Annotated in this window: 16 protein-coding genes and 1 riboswitch; of the genes, 12 read left to right on the top strand and 4 right to left on the bottom strand. The window is 70.6% G+C overall.

Going from position 1 to position 17,973, the window contains the following annotated elements:
* Positions 1-37 precede the first annotated feature (37 nt).
* A complete protein-coding gene (locus E2F48_RS14470) occupies positions 38-2,488 on the top strand; it encodes a RelA/SpoT family protein (protein ID WP_133404675.1) in 2,451 nt (816 codons plus the stop codon).
* Positions 2,489-2,611: 123 nt separating this feature from the next.
* Here E2F48_RS14470 and E2F48_RS14465 read toward each other — a convergent pair whose 3' ends face one another.
* Together E2F48_RS14465 and E2F48_RS14460 are read right to left on the bottom strand one after the other, a co-directional pair.
* The gene (locus tag E2F48_RS14465) at positions 2,612-3,289 is read right to left on the bottom strand and encodes a hypothetical protein (protein ID WP_133404674.1); all 678 of its coding nucleotides are present in this window, start codon (positions 3,287-3,289) and stop codon (positions 2,612-2,614) included.
* Positions 3,290-3,396: 107 nt separating this feature from the next.
* On the bottom strand, positions 3,397-5,229 hold the full coding sequence (locus tag E2F48_RS14460; protein WP_246019052.1) for a DUF349 domain-containing protein: 1,833 nt from the start codon (positions 5,227-5,229) through the stop codon (positions 3,397-3,399).
* A gap of 222 nt (positions 5,230-5,451) precedes the next feature.
* On the opposite strand from E2F48_RS14460, the gene hisS reads away from it, so the two are divergent.
* Positions 5,452-6,783 carry a histidine--tRNA ligase gene (gene hisS / locus E2F48_RS14455; RefSeq protein WP_133404673.1) on the top strand — a complete coding sequence of 444 codons (1,332 nt, stop codon included), beginning with the start codon at positions 5,452-5,454 and terminating at the stop codon, positions 6,781-6,783.
* Positions 6,784-6,937: 154 nt separating this feature from the next.
* Here the strand turns inward: hisS and E2F48_RS14450 are convergent, their stop codons facing one another.
* Positions 6,938-8,224: an APC family permease gene (locus E2F48_RS14450; RefSeq protein ID WP_133404672.1), complete on the bottom strand. Its 1,287-nt coding sequence runs from the start codon at positions 8,222-8,224 to the stop codon at positions 6,938-6,940.
* A gap of 181 nt (positions 8,225-8,405) precedes the next feature.
* Between E2F48_RS14450 and aspS the strand changes: the two genes are divergently transcribed.
* The 9 genes from aspS to hisF all read left to right on the top strand — a co-directional run bounded on the left by aspS (position 8,406) and on the right by hisF (position 16,738).
* On the top strand, positions 8,406-10,214 hold the full coding sequence (aspS, locus tag E2F48_RS14445) for an aspartate--tRNA ligase (protein ID WP_133404671.1): 1,809 nt from the start codon (positions 8,406-8,408) through the stop codon (positions 10,212-10,214).
* Positions 10,215-10,758: 544 nt separating this feature from the next.
* Positions 10,759-10,901: riboswitch (FMN riboswitch) on the top strand.
* Positions 10,902-11,035: 134 nt separating this feature from the next.
* Complete coding sequence (gene pnuC, locus E2F48_RS14440; protein ID WP_133404670.1) at positions 11,036-11,725, top strand: nicotinamide riboside transporter PnuC; 690 nt, start codon at positions 11,036-11,038, stop codon at positions 11,723-11,725.
* Positions 11,722-12,924, top strand: a complete 1,203-nt coding sequence (ribD, locus tag E2F48_RS14435; protein WP_246019050.1) for a bifunctional diaminohydroxyphosphoribosylaminopyrimidine deaminase/5-amino-6-(5-phosphoribosylamino)uracil reductase RibD — start codon at positions 11,722-11,724, stop codon at positions 12,922-12,924. Before pnuC ends, ribD begins: the two co-directional genes overlap by 4 nt.
* A gap of 3 nt (positions 12,925-12,927) precedes the next feature.
* The gene (locus E2F48_RS14430) at positions 12,928-13,554 is read left to right on the top strand and encodes a riboflavin synthase (RefSeq protein ID WP_133404669.1); all 627 of its coding nucleotides are present in this window, start codon (positions 12,928-12,930) and stop codon (positions 13,552-13,554) included.
* Positions 13,551-14,231 carry a 3,4-dihydroxy-2-butanone-4-phosphate synthase gene (gene ribB, locus E2F48_RS14425; protein ID WP_185149827.1) on the top strand — a complete coding sequence of 227 codons (681 nt, stop codon included), beginning with the start codon at positions 13,551-13,553 and terminating at the stop codon, positions 14,229-14,231. Before E2F48_RS14430 ends, ribB begins: the two co-directional genes overlap by 4 nt.
* On the top strand, positions 14,228-14,710 hold the full coding sequence (gene ribH, locus E2F48_RS14420) for a 6,7-dimethyl-8-ribityllumazine synthase (protein ID WP_133404668.1): 483 nt from the start codon (positions 14,228-14,230) through the stop codon (positions 14,708-14,710). Before ribB ends, ribH begins: the two co-directional genes overlap by 4 nt.
* Before the next feature lie 83 nt (positions 14,711-14,793).
* On the top strand, positions 14,794-15,057 hold the full coding sequence (locus tag E2F48_RS14415) for a phosphoribosyl-ATP diphosphatase (protein WP_133404667.1): 264 nt from the start codon (positions 14,794-14,796) through the stop codon (positions 15,055-15,057).
* A 55-nt stretch (positions 15,058-15,112) separates the two neighbouring features.
* Positions 15,113-15,958 carry an ATP phosphoribosyltransferase gene (hisG, locus tag E2F48_RS14410; protein ID WP_133404666.1) on the top strand — a complete coding sequence of 282 codons (846 nt, stop codon included), beginning with the start codon at positions 15,113-15,115 and terminating at the stop codon, positions 15,956-15,958.
* 9 nt (positions 15,959-15,967) lie between these two features.
* Positions 15,968-16,738 (top strand): imidazole glycerol phosphate synthase subunit HisF, encoded by a 771-nt coding sequence (hisF, locus tag E2F48_RS14405; RefSeq protein ID WP_133404665.1) that lies wholly within the window; start codon positions 15,968-15,970, stop codon positions 16,736-16,738.
* Between the two features lie 48 nt (positions 16,739-16,786).
* On the opposite strand, the gene E2F48_RS14400 is transcribed toward hisF, so the two are convergent.
* Positions 16,787-17,431 (bottom strand): TIGR03085 family metal-binding protein, encoded by a 645-nt coding sequence (locus tag E2F48_RS14400; RefSeq protein ID WP_133404909.1) that lies wholly within the window; start codon positions 17,429-17,431, stop codon positions 16,787-16,789.
* A 79-nt stretch (positions 17,432-17,510) separates the two neighbouring features.
* Here E2F48_RS14400 and hisI point away from each other — a divergent pair, with 79 nt between their 5' ends.
* On the top strand, positions 17,511-17,972 hold the full coding sequence (gene hisI / locus E2F48_RS14395; protein ID WP_133404664.1) for a phosphoribosyl-AMP cyclohydrolase: 462 nt from the start codon (positions 17,511-17,513) through the stop codon (positions 17,970-17,972).
* The last annotated feature ends 1 nt before the right edge of the window (position 17,973 follow it).

The following is a 17,973-nucleotide window of genomic DNA, read 5'->3' as shown; positions in this document are numbered from 1 at the left end:
ATGAGAGGTAGCCGACGCGCTGAGGATAAGGGCTGAAATGGCTGAAGCGGTAACACCCGCAGAGCGGTCCACCACCGGCCGGACACCACCGCCGGCCGCTCCATCGCGTCCTGTGCCCGGCCCGCCGCCCGCCGCTCCGGCCGCAGGTCCGAACTGGATCGCGGCGCCGGTCGCACCGGCGGCAGCCCAGGCCGCTCCGGCGGCCGCTCCGTCCCGCCTGCCCGGGTCCGAACCGCCCACCCCCGGCCGCCGAGGGCGCACCCGTGCCCGCATCGCGCGGCTGACCGGGCGCGGCTCAAGCGGCTACTCGCCGGTGCTGGAGCCGCTCCTGCGTACGGTGCGGGCCAACAACCCCAAAGAGGACCTGGACCTCATCCAGCGCGCCTACCTCGTCGCCGAGCGCAGCCACGAAGGCCAGATGCGCAAGAGCGGCGACCCGTACATCACCCACCCCGTGGCGGTCGCGACGATCCTGGCCGAGCTTGGGATGTCGGGGACCACCCTGGCCGCGGCGCTGCTCCACGACACCGTCGAGGACACGGCCTACACCCTCGATGAGCTGCGCCGGGACTTCGGCGCCGAGGTCGCCATGCTCGTCGACGGCGTCACCAAGCTGGACAAGGTCTCCTTCGGCGACGCGGCGCAGGCCGAAACGGTGCGCAAGATGGTCGTGGCCATGGCCAAGGACATCCGGGTGCTCGTCATCAAGCTTGCCGACCGGCTCCACAACGCCCGCACCTGGCGCTTCGTTTCACCCGAGTCCTCGGCCCGGAAGGCCCGGGAAACCCTCGAGATCTTCGCCCCGCTGGCCCACCGGCTCGGCATGAACACCATCAAGTGGGAGCTCGAGGACCTTTCCTTCGCTGCCCTCCACCCGAAGGTGTACGAGGAGATCGTGAGGATGGTCGGGGACCGCACCCCCGAGCGCGAGAAGCACCTGAACCTGATCCGCGACCAGATCGACGAAGACCTGCGCGCGGTGAAGATCAAGGCCACCATCACCGGGCGGCCCAAGCACTACTACTCGATCTATCAGAAGATGATCGTCCGGGGCAAGGACTTCGACGACATCCATGACCTCATGGGCGTCCGGGTCCTCGTGGACAGCGTCCGCGACTGTTACGCAACCCTCGGCTCGCTTCATTCGCGCTGGAACCCGCTGCCCGGCAGGTTCAAGGACTACATCGCGATGCCGAAGTTCAACATGTACCAGTCCCTCCACACCACGGTGATTGGCCCCGGCGGCAAGCCCGTCGAGATCCAGATCCGCACCCACGACATGCACCGGCGGGCCGAGTACGGTGTGGCGGCGCACTGGAAGTACAAGAACGGGGCCGGCAAGGCTGCCGAGGCCCCCGACAGCGGAGACCTCGGGTGGCTGCGCAGCCTCGTCGACTGGCAGCAGGAGACGGCCGACCCCAACGAGTTCCTCGACTCGCTGCGCTTCGAGATCAACGCCCGCGAGGTGTTCGTCTTCACTCCCAAGGGCGAGGTCATGGCCCTGCCGGCCGGCTCCACCCCCGTGGACTTCGCCTACGCGGTGCACACCGAGGTGGGGCACCGGACGATCGGTGCCCGCGTCAACGGCAAGCTCGTGCCGCTGAACAGCGAACTGAACCACGGCGACTGGGTTGAGATCTTCACCTCCAAGGCCGAAGGCGCCGGGCCGAGCCAGGACTGGCAGGGCTTCGTCAAGAGCCCGCGGGCCCGGAACAAGATCCGGCAGTGGTTCACGAAGGAGCGCCGCGAAGAGGCCATCGATAAGGGCAAGGACCTGCTCACCCGCGCCATGCGCAAGCAGAACCTTCCCCTGCAGCGGATGATGACTCATACCGCGCTGCTCTCCGTGGCCCAGGAGCTCCACCACCAGGACATCGCCGCCCTGTACGCAGCGGTCGGCGACGGGCACACCTCCGCCCAGAACGTCATCGAGCACCTCGTGGCGCTTATGGGCGGCCACCAGGAGGCCGAGGAGGACCTGGCCGAGCCTGCGGTCGCCAGCCAGCCGCGCCGGCCCAAGTTCTCCGACTCCGGGGTGACGGTGCGCGGCGTCGGCGACGTCTGGGTGAAGCTCGCCCGGTGCTGCACGCCGGTTCCCCCCGATCCGATCATCGGGTTCGTCACCCGCGGCTCAGGGGTGTCGGTGCACCGCTCGGACTGCCGGAATGTCCAGGAGCTGCGGGATCAGCCGGACCGCATCGTGCCCGTCGAATGGGCCCCGACACAGTCGAGTGTGTTCCTCGTCGAGATCCAGGTGGAGGCACTGGACCGGAAGAGCCTGCTCTCGGATGTGACCCGGGTCCTTTCGGAGAACCAGGTCAACATCCTCGCCGCGAGCGTCAATACCTCCTCGGACCGCGTGGCCATGTCGAAGTTCGCCTTTGAGATGGGCGATCCGAAGTACCTCAACCACGTGCTGGCCGCCGTACGGCGGATCGATGGCGTGTTCGACGTCTACCGGACCACCGGCTCGCAGCGGCGCACCTAGGACGGGACCTGGGCCTCTGTCCCGGTGAGCGGGACGGGCCGTGGGTCATCTCTCCCGGTCCGGGTCCTCGTCCTTTCACCGCTTGCGCAGCGTGCGCCAGGTTGGGTTCCCGGCGCCGTGCGGCTACGGCCGTGCCCCTGAACCGCCGGCGTCGGTCCGGGCCTGCCCGAGCCGGGCGAGGGCACGGGCCTTGCCCGGTACCCTGCGCACGCCCGCCAAAGCCGCCTCCACCAGCCGCAGCGGACACTCGAGCCCCGGCGCGGCGGCCAGGGCGGCCAGGATGTCGACGGCGGTCTCCTCGGGCCCGTGGACGGCGATATCGAGGGCGGTGCGCAGCGGCGTCGTCACCGGCACGCCGCCGACGAGATTGACGTCGAAGGGTCCCAGCGCCACCTGGTGCATCGTGGTGGCCCCGAACGCCGGGACCGCGGTAGTGCGCCGGCGGTGGTCCGTGACCACGCTCAGCAGCGGCGGTGGCGGCGCGCACCCGTACACCCAGGCCGCGCATTGGCGGGCCAGCGCCACGCGGCCGCGCAGCGGGGCCGGAAGCGCGTTCGCCGCCGCACGCGCGCGCACGGCCGCGTCTTCGGGGCAGTCGGTGCGCCGGTAGGTCTCCCGGTAGACCCTCCTGACCAGGCCGTCGAGGGTCATCCCCTGAAGTTCGACGGCGCTGAAGAACTCCCCGGCATGGAAGAGCACGGCCTCGCCGGGCGGCTGCCGCCCGGCGGGGCCGGCACGGGCCCACGTGTCGCGGACGACCCGGACGGGGGGAACAGTGGAGCCGGTGCTCAGCGGTGACATTGCTCAAGCATTCCGAACCCGGCACGGCAGGGAAAAGCCCCCGGGGCCCGATGTGGAAAAACGGGCTCCGGGGGCTTCCGCCCGGACGCGGGGCTGGGAGAAGCGTGCTAGGAGAAGTCCTGGGCCGACCGCTGCAGCATCTCGAGCCACTGCTCGCGGGCGGAGAGGGCATCCTTCGCGGTGGAGATCCGTTTGGCGTCCCCGGCCTTCTCGGCCGCCTCAAGGTCATCCTTCAGCGTGGCGATGGTGGCCTGCAGCTGGCTCAGCGCGCTGTTGGTGCGGGCCTTGGTCTCAGGATTCGTCTTGTGCCAGTGCTCGTCCTCGGCCGCCTTGACGGCGTCCTCAACGCGGCGCAGGCCGGCGTCCATCCTTCCGATGTCGGCGCGCGGCACCTTGCCCGCCTCCTCCCAACGGTCCCGGATCGATTGCAGCGCCTTCTTGGCCGCGGCGACGTCCCTCACGGGCAGCAGCGCGGCGGCCTCCTTCAGGAGGGCCTCCTTGGCCACAAGGTTCGCGCCGTACTCCTCGTCGACCGCGTCGTTGGCCGACTTGCGGGCCTCGAAGAAGCGGTCCTGGGCGGCGCGGAACCGCGCCCACAGGGCGTCGTCGTCCTTGCGGCTGGCCCGCTTCGAGGCCTTCCACTCGTCCATCAGGCGGCGGTATTCGGCCGCCGTCGCACCCCAGTCGGTTGAACTTGAGAGGCTCTCGGCGCGGGCGATCAGCGCTTCCTTAGCGCGCTTGGCCTCGGCGTTGTCGCTGTCCAGCTGGGAGAAGTACGCGCGGCGGTGCCGGTCGAAGATCGTTCGGGCGGAGCGGAAGCGCTTCCACAGGGCGTCCTCGGTGCCCCGGCCCAGACGCGGACCGTTCTTCTGCGCGGCCTTCCACAGCTCGAACAGCTCGTTCATGCGCGTGCTGCTGACCTTCCACTGGACGGTCGCCGGGTCGCGGCCCGCCAGTTCCTCCGCCTCGGCGACGATCGCCTCGCGGGCGGCAAGTTCCTTGGCCTTGAGCTCGTCCTGGGCGGCCCGCTCGGCTTTCTCGAGCCCCGTGATCGCCTCGGTCAGCGCGTCGATGCGCGCCTCGAGGGCCGCGACGTCGCCGACGAGCTTGCGCTCGGCCACCTGGCTGCGCAGGTGCTTGGCGGTCTTCAGCATTTCCGCCGACGGTGCCTTGCCCTTGACGCGCTGCTCAAGCAGTGCGACCTGGCTGACGATGTCGTCATACTTCTTCACGAAGTAGGCGAGAGCCTCTTCCCGTGAGGCGTCGGGGTACTGGCCGACCGGGTGCTCCTCGCCGTTGAGGAGAAGGAAAACATGTCCGTCGTCCTCGACGCGGGCGAACTTTTCCGCCTCGGCCAGCGGAGTGCTGTGCGCCGGGGGGACCGCCAGCGGGGTCTGGGCCTTCTTCAGGGGCCGCGGCGCCATCGCTGTCGGCAGGGGAGCGCGCGGGGCGGCGGGTGCTGCGGGCCTCGCCGGGGCGGGGGCCGGTGCCGGGGCTGCTGGGCTTTCCGCGGCCGGGACGGCTGGGCTCTCCGCGACTGGGCTTTCTGGAGCTGCCGGGGCAGCTGGGCTCTCCGCGGCTGGGCTTTCTGGAGCTGCCGAGGTGTCCGTAGCGGCCGGGTTCTCTGGAGCTGCCGGAGTGTCCGTAGCGGCCGGGGTCTCCGGAGCGGCCGGGGTGTCAGCGACAGCGGTATCGGTGGGCTCGGTCTCCGGAGCCGGCGGGGTCTCCGGAGCTGCCGGGACCTCCGTGGCCTCTGTCCCGAGTGCGGCGGGGGCCTGCTCCCCGGCGGCCGGAGCGGCGTCGGTGGGACCCCCAGCTGCGGGGGCGTCAGCGCTGGCCGTCGCTTCCGCTGGCACGTCAACGGCGGAATCCACGCTGGGGTCCTGGGCCACTGATTCGTCGTTGATGGTCATTTCGTCGGATTGCTGACTGTCTGTCACCGCTATAAGTCTTTCGCTCGATGGATGGCACGGACCGGTCCGCCGCCATTTCGTTCAGAGATAAGGAGTCTATCGTTCCGGGGGCCGCAGGGGTTCCGTGTGTAGCGCTGCTCTTTCAGGGGCCTTCACCGCGTTTTCGCGGGGCACCCGGTCAGCCCCTAAAATGAGTGCCGCACCGGTGGAAGCGCCTCCCTGGCTGCATCGATCAAGGAGAAACGCCCCATGGCCCGTAAGGCATCACTGTCCGGCTTCCCGGAATGGCTTCCGCAGGAGCGGCTGATCGAGCTGCATGTGCTTGACACACTGCGCCGCGTGTTCGACCTCCACGGCTTCTCCAACATAGAAACCCGGGCCGTTGAGACCGTTGATCAGCTGCTGCGCAAGGGCGAGATCGACAAGGAGGTCTACGCCGTCTCCCGCCTGCAGGCCGACGAGGCCTCCGCGTCCGAGGCGGGCCTTGCCCTTCACTACGACCTCACGGTGCCGTTCGCCCGCTACGTCGTCGAGAACGCCGGCCACCTCGCCTTCCCCTTCCGCCGTTCACAGATCCAGAAGTGCTGGCGCGGGGAGCGCCCGCAGGAGGGGCGGGCCCGGGAGTTCACGCAGGCCGACATCGACGTCGTCGGCGACGGCGTCCTGCCGTTCCGGTACGACGTTGAACTGGCCCTGGTGGTCGTCGAGGCGCTCGGCGCGCTGCCGATTCCCGACTTCACGCTTCGGGTCAACAACCGGAAGCTCGCCGAGGGGTTCTACCGCGGCATCGGGCTCACCGATACCGCCTCCGTGCTGCGCAGCATCGACAAGCTCGAAAAGATCGGCGCCGCCAAGGTGGGGCAGCTGCTGCGCGAGGAGCTCGGTGCCACCGACGCCCAGGTCGACGCCGCCATCGCCCTCGCGGCGATCCGCACCCCCGATACCTCCTTTGTGGCGCAGGTGAGGGCGCTCGGGGTGTCCGACGACCTGCTGGAGGAAGGGCTGACCGAGCTCGAGCAGGTCATCGCCGAGGCGTCCAAGCGGGCACCGGGGCGCGTCGTGGCGGACCTGAGCATCGCCCGCGGCCTCGACTACTACACCGGCACCGTCTACGAGACGGTCCTCAACGGCCACGAAAGCCTCGGCTCCATCTGCTCCGGCGGGCGTTACGACAGCCTGGCGGCGAAGGGCAACCGCACCTTCCCGGGCGTCGGGCTGTCAATCGGCGTCACGCGGATCGTCTCCCGGATCCTCAGCCAGGACTTCGCGGCAGTCTCCCGGCAGGTTCCCACCGCCGTCCTGGTGACCCTCGCCGACGAGGACTCCTGGTCGGCGGCCCAGGATGTCGCCGCGTCGCTACGGGCCCGCGGCATCTCCGCCGAAGTGGCTGCTACCGCGGAGAAGTTCGGCAAGCAGATCAAGTTCGCCGACCGCCGCGGCATCCCGTTCGTCTGGTTCACCGGCGCCGACGGCACCCATGAGGTCAAGGACATCCGCTCCGGGGCACAGGAGGCCGCCGACCCGGATTTGTGGACCCCGCCGGCCGAGGATCTGGCCCCGCAGGTGCTGCGCGTCCCGTAGCGCGGCGCACTCGAGGACGACTGGCCCACCCGAAAACGAGCGGCGCGCCCCACAGCGGCCGCTGCGCCCAAAACGACACGCGGGCCAGATATATCCGGCGCGGATGTCGCAATCGCGTGCGTTTTCCGCCCGAGGTCAGCGGCCGACGGAAGGGTCAGCCGCGGGCGGACCGCCGGTTCCGGCGCCGGAGCACGACGGCGCGGCCCGCAACGCCGACGGCGAGGATCGCCGTCATGGTCAGCACCGAGGTCACGGGCAGGGTGAACGCCAGCAGCAGGCACCCCGCGGCGCCGACGACATTGAGGATCTTCGGGGCGTACCACTGGCGTTCGGTGAGGGTGAAGGCAGCCACGTTGGCCACCGCGTAGTACAGCAGCACCCCGAAGCTTGAGAAACCGACGACGGTGAGTACATCCGTCGTCAGCAGCAGGACAATCACGACGACGGCGGTGGCGGTATCCGCCGCCCACGGCACTCCGAACCGGGACCAGATCGCCGCAAGGGCCCCGGGCAGGTCGCCCTCCCGGGCCATGGCGAGGGTCGTGCGGCCCACCCCGGCGATGAGCGCCAGCAGCGCACCAAGGCTCGCCAGGGCGGCGGCCAGCGTCACGGCCAGCACCGCGGTCCCGGCGGCGCTTCCCCCGGGCCCGCCGCCGGCATCGCCAGCCGCCAGGACGGCGTCGCGCAGGGGCGCCGTGGAATCGCCCAGCGGTCCGGCGCCCAGGGCGGAGAGCAGCGCGGCGGCGAGGACGAGGTAGAGCACGAGGGTGAACCCGAGGGCACCGAAGATCGCCCGGGGAATGTTCTTGCCGGGCTCGCGCACCTCTTCGCCCATGGTGGCGATGCGCGCATACCCGGCGAAGGCGAAGAACAGCAGGCCGGCCGCCTGAAGCACGCCCCAGGGCCCTCCGGCCGGGGGCGTCCACGGCTGCGGGGCCGACGGCCCGGCGAAGGCCACGACGGCGGCGAAAGCCAGAACCGGCACGACCAGGGCGACGACGGCCCGCGTCATCAGTGCGGTGCGGGTGACGCCGAGCAGGTTGACCGCCGTCAGCCCCACGACGGCGGCAACCGCGGCCGGGGTTTCGTACCCGGGGGCGGCGTACAGGCCGAAGGTGAAGGCCATGGCCGCGCAGGAGGCCAGCTTGCCCGTGACGAAGCTCCAGCCCGCGACAAAGCCCGGCCACGGGCCCAGCTGGCGCCTGCCGTAGAGGTAGGTGCCGCCGCTCAAGGGATGCACTGTGGCCAAGGCGGCACTGGCGGCTGCGTTGCAGTAGGCGATGAATCCGGCCAGCACGACGGCGGCGGGAAGCAGGCTGCCGGCGGCCGCGGCGGCCGGACCAAACACGACGAACACCCCGGCACCGATCATCGATCCGATGCCAACGGTCGTGGCGTCGAATCCGCCCATCGAACGCCGGAGTCCCGGAACGTTGCTCATCCGTTGTGCCCTTTCGTGGAATGCGACCCGATGGCCGGCGGAACGCCGTGCCGGGCAGGACGCCGGTCATGGCGCGGCTGCTGGCCGGGACGGCTGCGGTTGACCGGTAAACTCGGACACGTTTGATCTAACACTTAGCAGGTGAAGCTCCGCCTGCGGTACTTCGGTAGGAAGGAATGCTGTGCTGCGCACGCATGAACTCGGCTCGCTCGGATCCGGGCATATTGGACAGACCGTCACCCTGACCGGCTGGGTGGCCCGGCGCCGGGACCACGGCGGCGTCGCCTTCCTCGACCTCCGCGACGCCTCCGGCGTAGCCCAGGTCGTCGTCCGCGAGGAGGAGGTCTTCTCCACCCTGCGCAACGAGTACGTCCTGCAGATCACCGGTACGGTGCAGAAGCGTCCCGAGGGCAACGAGAACCCCGCACTGGCCACCGGCGAGATCGAGGTGATGGCCGACCAGGTCGTCGTCCTCAACACCGCCGATCCGCTGCCGTTCCAGATCGACGAGCACGTCGAGGTCGGCGAGGAGGCGCGGCTGAAGCACCGCTACCTCGACCTGCGCCGCCCTGCGCCGCAGAAGAACCTGCGCCTGCGCTCGGAGGCCAGCCGGGTGGCCCGCGAGCTGCTTCACGCCGACGGCTACGTCGAAATCGAAACCCCCACCCTCACCCGCTCCACCCCCGAGGGTGCGCGCGACTTCCTGGTGCCCGCCCGCCTGGCCCCCGGCTCCTGGTATGCCCTGCCGCAGTCGCCGCAGCTGTTCAAGCAGCTGCTTCAGGTCGGCGGGTTCGAGAAGTACTACCAGATTGCCCGTTGCTACCGCGACGAGGACTTCCGCGCCGACCGCCAGCCCGAGTTCACCCAGCTGGACATTGAGGCGAGCTTCGTCGAGGAGGACGACATCATCGCCCTCGGTGAGCAGCTGATCACGCGCCTGTGGAAGCTGATCGACGTCGAGATCCCCACCCCGATCCGCCGGATGACCTACGCCGACGCCATGGCCAAGTACGGCTCCGACAAGCCCGACCTGCGCTTCGGGCTCGAGCTCACCGAGCTCACCGAGTTCTTCAAGGACACCGGCTTCGGCGTCTTCAAGGCCCCCTACGTGGGCGCCGTCGTCATGCCCGGCGGAGCCTCCCAGCCCCGCCGCACGCTCGACGCGTGGCAGGAGTTCGCCAAGCAGCGCGGCGCCAAGGGCCTCGCGTACGTCCTGATCGACGACGACGGCAGCCTCCGCGGCCCGGTCGCCAAGAACCTCAACGACGCCGAGCGCGAGGGCCTCGCAGCCGCCGTCGGCGCGAACCCGGGTGACTGCATCTTCTTCGCCGCCGGCGAGAAGACGCCGTCGCGCGCCCTGCTCGGTGCGGCACGCGTCGAGATCGGCCACCGCACCGGACTCATCAAGGACGGGGACTGGGCCTTCGTGTGGGTCGTCGACGCCCCGATGTTCGAGCCGGCCTCCGCCGCCGTGGCCGCGGGTGACGTCGCCGTCGGCGCCGGTGCGTGGACCGCAGTGCACCACGCCTTCACCTCGCCGAAGCCCGAGTTCCAGGACACCTTCGACACCGACCCCGAGAGCGCGCTGGCGTACGCCTACGACATCGTCTGCAACGGCAACGAACTCGGCGGCGGATCGATCCGTATCCACCGGCGCGACGTGCAGGAGCGTGTCTTCGCCGTCATGGGCCTGAGCGCGGAGGAAGCCCAGGAGAAGTTCGGCTTCCTGCTCGAGGGTTTCAAGTACGGTGCCCCGCCCCACGGCGGCATCGCCCTGGGCTGGGACCGGGTCGTCTCGCTGCTCGCGGGCACCGACTCGATCCGCGACGTCATCGCGTTCCCGAAGTCCGGCGGCGGCTACGATCCGCTGACCGCCGCTCCGGCGCCCATCACCCCGCAGCAGCGCAAGGAGGCCGGGGTGGACGCCCGTCCGAAGTCGGCCGAACCGTCGAAGCCGGCCGAAGGCAAGACCGCCCCCGCGGAGGCTTAGCTCCCGGCCCAGGGACCCGACGCGCGGCCTACCGGCCAGCCCGCTCGAAACTGCAGCTCACCACGTCTCCGGCCACCGGAAGCGTGGTGACCTGCAGTTTCGGCGGGCTTTTGCATTTCCGGCGTGCTTCCGCCCGCCGTCGCCGCGCCGTCGCCCCGCTGCCACCCGGCTTCCGCCCGCCGTCGCCGCGCCGTCGCCCTCCACCCCGCCGAGTGTGCAGGTCACCACGTTCTGCGGCCGGGAAAGCGTGGTGAGCTGCAGTTTCGGGCGGGGGAGCGGGTGCGTGTCCACGCGGGCCTTGACGGTACCAACAAGCCCTCGGGCGTACCCGCATTCCCTCCGCAACGGGTGTGCCGTTCGCCACATCATTACGTCAAATAAGGGAAGTGAGCTGCCGGTTCGGGATGCAGGAGCAGCTCGAAATCCGGGAACTGGCGCGATTCTCCGGGGTTCGTGGAGCGCGGCCCGTCGAAAATAGCCGGCGGACCGTCACCGGGAGTGAAATAACTCGGTCAGGTCCCGCGTTGTGGAAGAATCATACAAGTACGTGCTCCGGGGTCGGTGTAATTCCGAACCGGCGGTTATAGTCCGCGACCCGGTGGTGACTGCGCATCCGCGCGGGAGCCCTCGGTTGAGCCGGTGAAATTCCGGCACCGACAGTTAAAGTCTGGATGGGAGAAGCACGAACAGCAGGACGCCGCCGACGCGTCCCCTTTCTTCGGGGACTGTGCCGCGGAGGTCCACGCTGGCGGCTCCGCCACGCGTGGCCTGAGTCGCTTCAGCTGTCGTCACCCCGAGCCGTTGAGACGGTTAGGAACGACATGGATCTTCTTCAGTGGCTCTTCGAAGCCCGCATTCCCGTAGGCAGCAGTTCCCTGCTGCTGCGTGAGGTCATTGGAAACGTTTTCGGCCTGCTCAGCGTCCTGGGCGGCATGCGCCGGCGCGTCTGGGCCTGGCCTGTCGGCATCGTGGGCAATGTCCTGCTCCTGACCGTCTTCCTCGGTTCTGCCTTCGGCGGAGCCGGCACCGTTGACCTTCTCGGTCAGGCCGGCCGCCAGGTGATGTTCATCGTCGTCTCGGTCTACGGCTGGCGCCAGTGGCAGGCAGGCCGGCAGGCCGCCGGCTCGGCCGTCACCCCCCGCTGGGCCTCCGGCCGGGCGCGCATCGGGCTGGTCGCCGGGATGATTCTCGGCACCGTGGCCCTTACCCCGTTGTTCCGTGCCCTGGGCTCGTACGAGCCGGTATGGGCCGACGCCTGGACCTTCGTCGGCTCCCTCCTGGCCACCTTCGGCATGGCCAAGGGCTGGGTCGAATTCTGGCTGATCTGGGTCGCCGTGGACATCGTCGGGGTTCCCCTGCTCTTCAGCGCCGGCTACTACGCCAGCGCCGTCATGTACCTGATCTACGGCGCTTTCACCATCATCGGGTTCGCCGTGTGGACCCGCGAGCGCCGACGGGCGGAGGCCCGGCTGGTGTCCGCCGTCGATGCCCCCGTGAAGCAGATCCAGTGACGCCAGCAGCACAGGATCCGCGGGCCCTGGACCCGGCCGAGGTCCGCGCCATGGACCGTGCCCTCGAGCTTGCCGCACAGGGAGTGCGCGGCGCCAACCCCCTGGTCGGCGCGGTCGTGCTGAGCCCCGAAGGGCAGGTGCTCGGCTCCGGGTACCACCGCGGGGCCGGCACGCCCCACGCCGAGGTCGCCGCGCTGGCCGACGCCCGCTCCCGCGGCGCGGACCCGGCCGGCGGCACCATGGTCGTCACCCTCGAACCGTGCAACCACCAGGGACGCACCGGGCCCTGCTCCGCGGCCATCCACGCGGCGGGCATCCGCAGGGTGGTTTTCGCCGCCCCCGACCGCACGGCCCAGGCCGCCGGAGGCGCCCGCTGGCTTCGAGACCGCGGCGTCGAGACCGACGGCGGACTCCGACAGACGCAATCGGAACACCTTAACGGCCGGTGGCTGCGCGCCACCGCCCAAGCCCGGCCCTTCGTCACCCTCAAGACCGCGTCGAGCCTCGACGGCCGGGTCGCGGCGGCCGACGGCACGAGCCAGTGGATCACCGGCAGCCAGGCCCGCGCCGACGGCCACGCCATCCGCGCCCGGGTCGACGCCGTCCTCGCCGGCACCGGCACGGTGCTCGCCGACAACCCGCGCCTGACCGCCCGGCCGGTCCCTACGGACGATGCCGGAACCGCCGGCAGCACGCCCCCGGCCCAGCCGCTGCGCGCCGTCATGGGACTGCGCCCGGTGCCCCAGGACGCCGCCGTCCGCGGCCCGGGATTCCTCCCGTTGGCCACCCGCGATGTCCCCACGGCCCTGGCCGAACTGCACAGCCGCGGCGTCCGCCATGTCCTCGTCGAGGGAGGCCCCGGAATCGCCGGGGCGTTCCTGGCGGCGGGGGCCGTGGATGAGCTGGTCAGCTACATCGCGCCGGTGGTGCTGGGCGAGGGGACGCCGATGTTCCCCCCGGTCGGCGTGCCGACGCTGGCCGCCGCGCACCGGTGGGTCCCCGACCCGGCCGGCGGAGGCGCCGTCACCCAGCTGGGGCCGGACGTGCGCCTGCGCCTGCGCCCCGCCGACGACGACAATGGCACACCAGCCGACCGCACCGCCGCCGACCGCACCGCCGCCGATCGCACTGCAACCGCAGCGGGCACCGCGACCGGCACACCGGCAACCCCGTCCACCCCCCAGCACAACCAGGAGTAAGCCATCTTCACCGGAATCGTTTCAGAACAGGGACGCGTCGTCTCCCTCGACCTCGCAGCCGACGGGGAAAGCGCGGTGCTCGTCTTCGAGGCGGCCGCCACCGGCACCGACCTCACCCCGGGTGCCTCCATCGCCGTGAACGGGGTCTGCCTTACGGCGGTCCAGCTCGACGGCGCCAGGGTGGCGGTCGACGTCATGGGCGAGACCCTGCGCCGCACCACCACCGGCACCCTCACACCAGGGGCACCGGTGAACCTCGAACGCTGCGTCCCCGCCGGAGGCCGGCTCGACGGGCATGTCGTCCAGGGCCACGTTGACGGTCTCGGCGTGCTGCGCGAACGCGAGGACCTCGGGACGTGGCACCGCCTCCGCTTCTCGCTGCCCGCCTCCCTGGCCCGCTATGCCGCCGAGAAGGGCTCAATCGCGATCGACGGCGTCTCCCTGACGGTGACCTCGGTCAGCGCCCCCGAGGAGCAGGACCCCTGGTTCGAGGTGGGACTGATCCCCACCACCCTCGCGGAGACCGGCCTGGGAACCAAGGTGCCCGGAGACCCGGTCAACCTGGAGATGGACGTGCTGGCCAAGTACACCGAGCGCCTGCTCGGCTTCGCCCGCGGAGCGACGACGTGACCTTCGAGACCGCCCCGGTGCGGCTCGACGGGATCGACGCGGCGGTTGCGGCCATCGCAGCCGGGGGAGCCGTCGTCGTGGTCGACGACGCCGACCGCGAGAATGAAGGCGACATCATCTTCGCCGCCGAAGCCGCAACCGCCGAGCTGATGGGCTGGACCATCCGGTACACCTCGGGCGTGCTGTGTGTTCCGCTCGAGCAGGGGGCCGCCGACCGCCTGAACCTGCCGCCGATGACCGCGGTCAACGAGGACGCCAAGGGCACTGCCTACACGGTCTCCTGCGACGCGGCGGCCGGCGTCACCACCGGGATCAGCGCCGCCGACCGGGCCCGCACGGCCCGCGTGCTCGCCGACCCCGCAAGTTCCGCCGGCGACCTCACCCGCCCGGGCCATGTCTTCCCGCTGCGGGCAGCGCCCGGCGGGGTGCTCCAGCGCCCCGGCCACACGGAGGCGGGGATCGACCTGTGCAAGCTGGCGGGCCTGCAGCCGGCCGCTGTCATCTCCGAACTGGTCCACGACGACGGCGGCATGATGCGCCTGCCGGCCCTGCGGGCCTTCGCCGACGAACATTCCCTTCCCCTGATTTCCATCGAGGACCTGACCCACCACCTGCGGTCCGCGGGCAACACCGCGCCGTCCCCAACCCCTACAGAAACACCAAGGAGAACCCCATGAGCGGCCACGGAGCACCAGTTATCGACATCAGCGGCGTCAGCACGCAGGAAACCCCGCTGAAACTGGCGGTCATCGCTGCGAGCTGGCACACCGAGATCATGGACGGGCTGCTCGACGGCGCCCGCCGCGCCGCCGCCGAGGCCGGCGTGGAGACTACCGAGGTGCGGGTCCCGGGCAGCTTCGAACTGCCGGTGGCCGCGGCGCGGATGGCACCGCACTTTGACGCCGTCGTCGCCCTCGGGGTTGTCATCCGCGGCGGCACCCCGCACTTCGAATACGTCTGCTCCGCTGCCACCGACGGCCTCACCGAGGTCAGCGTGCGCACCGGCGTGCCCGTCGGCTTCGGCGTGCTCACCTGCGACACCGAGCAGCAGGGCCTGGACCGCGCCGGGCTGCCCGGTTCCAAGGAGGACAAGGGCCACGAGGCGGTCACGGCGGCCCTCGCCGCTGCCGCCGCCCTGCGCCCCTGGAAGATGTAGTCCCCGGCCCGGGGGCGGAGGTTTTTGTCACACCCCGCCCCCCGGATGCGGAACCCGGCGGGGAACCCAGTAACGTTGGCACGGTGAAAACCTTTGATTCCCTCTTCGAGGAGCTCAGCGCGAAGGCCACCGCCCGCCCCGCCGGGTCCAAGACCGTGGCCGAACTTGACTCCGGCGTCCACGGAATCGGCAAGAAGGTCGTCGAGGAAGCCGCCGAGGTATGGATGGCCGCCGAGTACGAGTCGAACGAGAACGCCGCCGAAGAGATCTCCCAGCTGCTCTACCACCTGCAGGTCCTCATGCTCGCCAAGGGCCTGACGCTCCAGGACGTCTACAAGCATCTGTAGCCGCACCGCGGCGCAGATCCCAGACCCTCATCCTCTTCGAGCGAAAGACTCCCCAATGCTTCGAGTAGCAGTTCCCAACAAGGGCGCGCTGTCCGAATCCGCAACCGCCATGCTGGCCGAGGCCGGCTACCGCCAGCGCCGCGATCCGCGCGAGCTGGTCCTGGTCGACCCGGACAACGACATTGAATTCTTCTTCCTCCGCCCCCGCGACATCGCCGTCTACGTCGGCTCCGGCACCCTCGACGTCGGCATCACCGGCCGTGACCTGCTGCTCGACGCGCAGGTCAAGGCCGAGGAGCTCCTGCAGCTCGGCTTTGGCGCTTCCACCTTCCGCTTCGCCGGGCCGGTGGGGGACTTCTCCTCCCTCGAGGAGCTCTCCGGCAAACGCCTCGCCACCAGCTATGACGGGCTGCTGCGGGACTACCTCACGGAACGCGGCGTGAACGCCACGGTGGTCCGCCTCGACGGCGCAGTGGAATCCTCGGTGCGCCTCGGAGTGGCCGATGCCATCGCCGACGTCGTCGAAACCGGGACCACCCTTAAGGCCGCCGGGATGGAAATCTTCGGCGAGCCCATCCTTCGCAGCGAGGCGGTGCTGATCGGGCGGGCCGAAGGCCAGGCGCCCGCCGGACTCGACGTCCTCCTGCGCCGGCTGCAGGGCGTGCTCGTGGCCCGCCAGTACGTGATGATGGACTACGACATCCGCAAGGAACTCGTCGACGAGGCCGCCGCCCTCACCCCGGGCCTCGAGTCGCCCACTATTTCCCCGCTGCGCGACTCCGACTGGGTCGCCGTGCGCTCCATGATCAAGCGCAACCAGACCAACCGGGTGATGGATGAACTCTACGAGCTGGGCGCGCGCGCCATCCTCGTCAGCACCATCCACGCCTGCAGGATCTAGGGGGCTTCCATGGCTGTCGCAATCCGTGTCATTCCCTGCCTCGACGTCGACGCCGGCCGCGTGGTGAAAGGCGTCAAGTTCGAGGACCTCCGCGACGCCGGCGACCCCGTGGAACTGGCCCACCGCTACGACCGCGCCGGCGCGGACGAACTGACCTTCCTCGACGTCACCGCGTCCTCCTCCCAGCGGGAGACCACGTTCGACGTCGTCGGCCGCACCGCCGAAGAGGTCTTCATCCCGCTGACCGTCGGCGGAGGTGTCCGCAGCACCGCCGACGTCGACCGGCTTCTGCGCTACGGCGCCGACAAGGCCTCGATCAACACCGCCGCCGTGGCGGAGCCGGCCCTCATCGACGACATCACCCGGCACTTCGGCTCCCAGGTGCTGGTCCTCTCCCTCGACGCGCGCCGCACACGGGACGCGCAGACGCCCTCGGGCTTCGAGGTGACCACGCACGGCGGGCGCACCGGCACCGGGATCGACGCTGTCGCCTGGGCGCGGGAAGCCGCCGACCGTGGGGTCGGGGAGATCCTGCTCAACTCAATCGACGCCGACGGCACCAAGGACGGGTTCGACCTCGAACTGATCCGCGCGGTCCGCGCGGCGGTCGGGGTGCCGCTGATCGCCTCGGGCGGCGCAGGGGCGCCCGAGCACTTCCCGCCGGCCGTGGCGGCCGGGGCCGATGCGGTGCTGGCGGCCTCGATCTTCCACTTCGGGCCTCCCGACGCCATCGCGCAGGTCAAGAAGGCCATCCGGGATGCCGGGTACCCCGTCCGCTAGGACCCGACTTTCACGCGCCGGCTTCCGGCGGCAGGGCCCCGGAGGCCGTCAGGGCCCGACGTCGGCGCTTTCGAGCAGCGCCACAGCGTCGGGCCGGCCCTCGAAGGTGACCAGAGCCTGCCGCCGCCGTCCGTGGGCGTGGAGGAGCAGTTCGGAGGGTTCGCCGACGATCGCCACCGACACCGGCGCGCGGCGCGCCACATGGCGGGGCCCGTCGGGGCGCACCAGCACGACGCCCACATCCACTCCCCGGTAGAGCAGGGCGGCGCGCTTGATCAGTTCGGTCCACAGCGCCGACGAGTACCCCTCATCGAGGGCGCGCGGCGCCCACCGGGTTCCGGCCCGCCGGACATCCTCGGTGTGGACGAAATATTCGACGAGGTTCGCATTCCGGGCGATGCCGCCGATCCGCAGGGGCGAGAGCGGGGGAGGGCCGGCCCGGAACTTCTCCACCAGGGCGGTGTAGCCTTCCGCGGTGGCCGCGGCCTCCGCCGTCCTGCGCACCGCCCGGTCCGCGGCCGGCGCCAGCGGTTTCACCACCAGGCCCAGCCCGTGGGCCGGCCGGTGCTCCCGAAGGTACAGGTGGGCCGCCAGTTCCCGGGTCCGCCAGCCGTCACAGAGCGTGGGGGAGTCCGGTCCGGCCGCCATCAGGGTTTCGGCCAGAACCTCACGGGACGGAGTGACATAGCGCATCACTGGAAAAGCTAGCATGAAGCGGCTCCCGTGGGGACGCTGCGCGGGGCGCGTTGGCGCGGCACTAGAATTGGTTCCGATGTCTTCTCCCCAGTCCGGCCCCCCGCCCGCCGCGGACCCCGCCCTCCGCCTTGACCCCGACGTCGCCGCCGCGCTCAAGCGCGACGACGCCGGGCTCGTCGCCGCCATCGTGCAGCAGTACGACACCCTTGAAGTGCTCATGCTCGGCTGGATGGACGAGGAAGCCCTGCGGCGCACCCTCACCACCGGCCGCGTCACCTTTTACTCCCGCTCCCGCCGGGAGTACTGGCGCAAGGGGGACACCTCCGGACACACCCAGTGGGTGAAGTCGGTGTCCCTCGACTGCGACGGCGACGCCCTGCTCGTGGCCGTCGACCAGGTCGGCGCGGCCTGCCACACCGGCACCCGCACCTGCTTCGACGGCCGGGAACTCGATGCCGTGACCGGCAACAGGGACGACACCGTCGCCGCCGGAAGCAGCGCCGCCGGAAGCAGTGCCGACGGAAGCAAGGAAGGCTAGG

It is taken from the genome of Arthrobacter crusticola (assembly GCF_004357995.1).
Lineage (GTDB): Bacteria > Actinomycetota > Actinomycetes > Actinomycetales > Micrococcaceae > Arthrobacter_D > Arthrobacter_D crusticola.
The sequence above is the reverse complement of the archived record's forward strand: the minus strand, read 5'-3'. Positions and strand labels throughout refer to the sequence as shown.

What these genes read in the sequence shown, in the direction of transcription:
- E2F48_RS14470 (WP_133404675.1), top strand. Translation starts at nt 38, where the DNA reads ATGGCTGAAGCGGTAACACCCGCAGAGCGGTCCACCACCGGCCGGACA.
- E2F48_RS14465 (WP_133404674.1), bottom strand. Translation starts at nt 3,289, where the DNA reads ATGTCACCGCTGAGCACCGGCTCCACTGTTCCCCCCGTCCGGGTCGTC.
- hisS (WP_133404673.1), top strand. Translation starts at nt 5,452, where the DNA reads ATGGCCCGTAAGGCATCACTGTCCGGCTTCCCGGAATGGCTTCCGCAG.
- E2F48_RS14450 (WP_133404672.1), bottom strand. Translation starts at nt 8,224, where the DNA reads ATGAGCAACGTTCCGGGACTCCGGCGTTCGATGGGCGGATTCGACGCC.
- pnuC (WP_133404670.1), top strand. Translation starts at nt 11,036, where the DNA reads ATGGATCTTCTTCAGTGGCTCTTCGAAGCCCGCATTCCCGTAGGCAGC.
- ribH (WP_133404668.1), top strand. Translation starts at nt 14,228, where the DNA reads ATGAGCGGCCACGGAGCACCAGTTATCGACATCAGCGGCGTCAGCACG.
- hisG (WP_133404666.1), top strand. Translation starts at nt 15,113, where the DNA reads ATGCTTCGAGTAGCAGTTCCCAACAAGGGCGCGCTGTCCGAATCCGCA.
- hisF (WP_133404665.1), top strand. Translation starts at nt 15,968, where the DNA reads ATGGCTGTCGCAATCCGTGTCATTCCCTGCCTCGACGTCGACGCCGGC.
- E2F48_RS14400 (WP_133404909.1), bottom strand. Translation starts at nt 17,431, where the DNA reads ATGCGCTATGTCACTCCGTCCCGTGAGGTTCTGGCCGAAACCCTGATG.
- hisI (WP_133404664.1), top strand. Translation starts at nt 17,511, where the DNA reads ATGTCTTCTCCCCAGTCCGGCCCCCCGCCCGCCGCGGACCCCGCCCTC.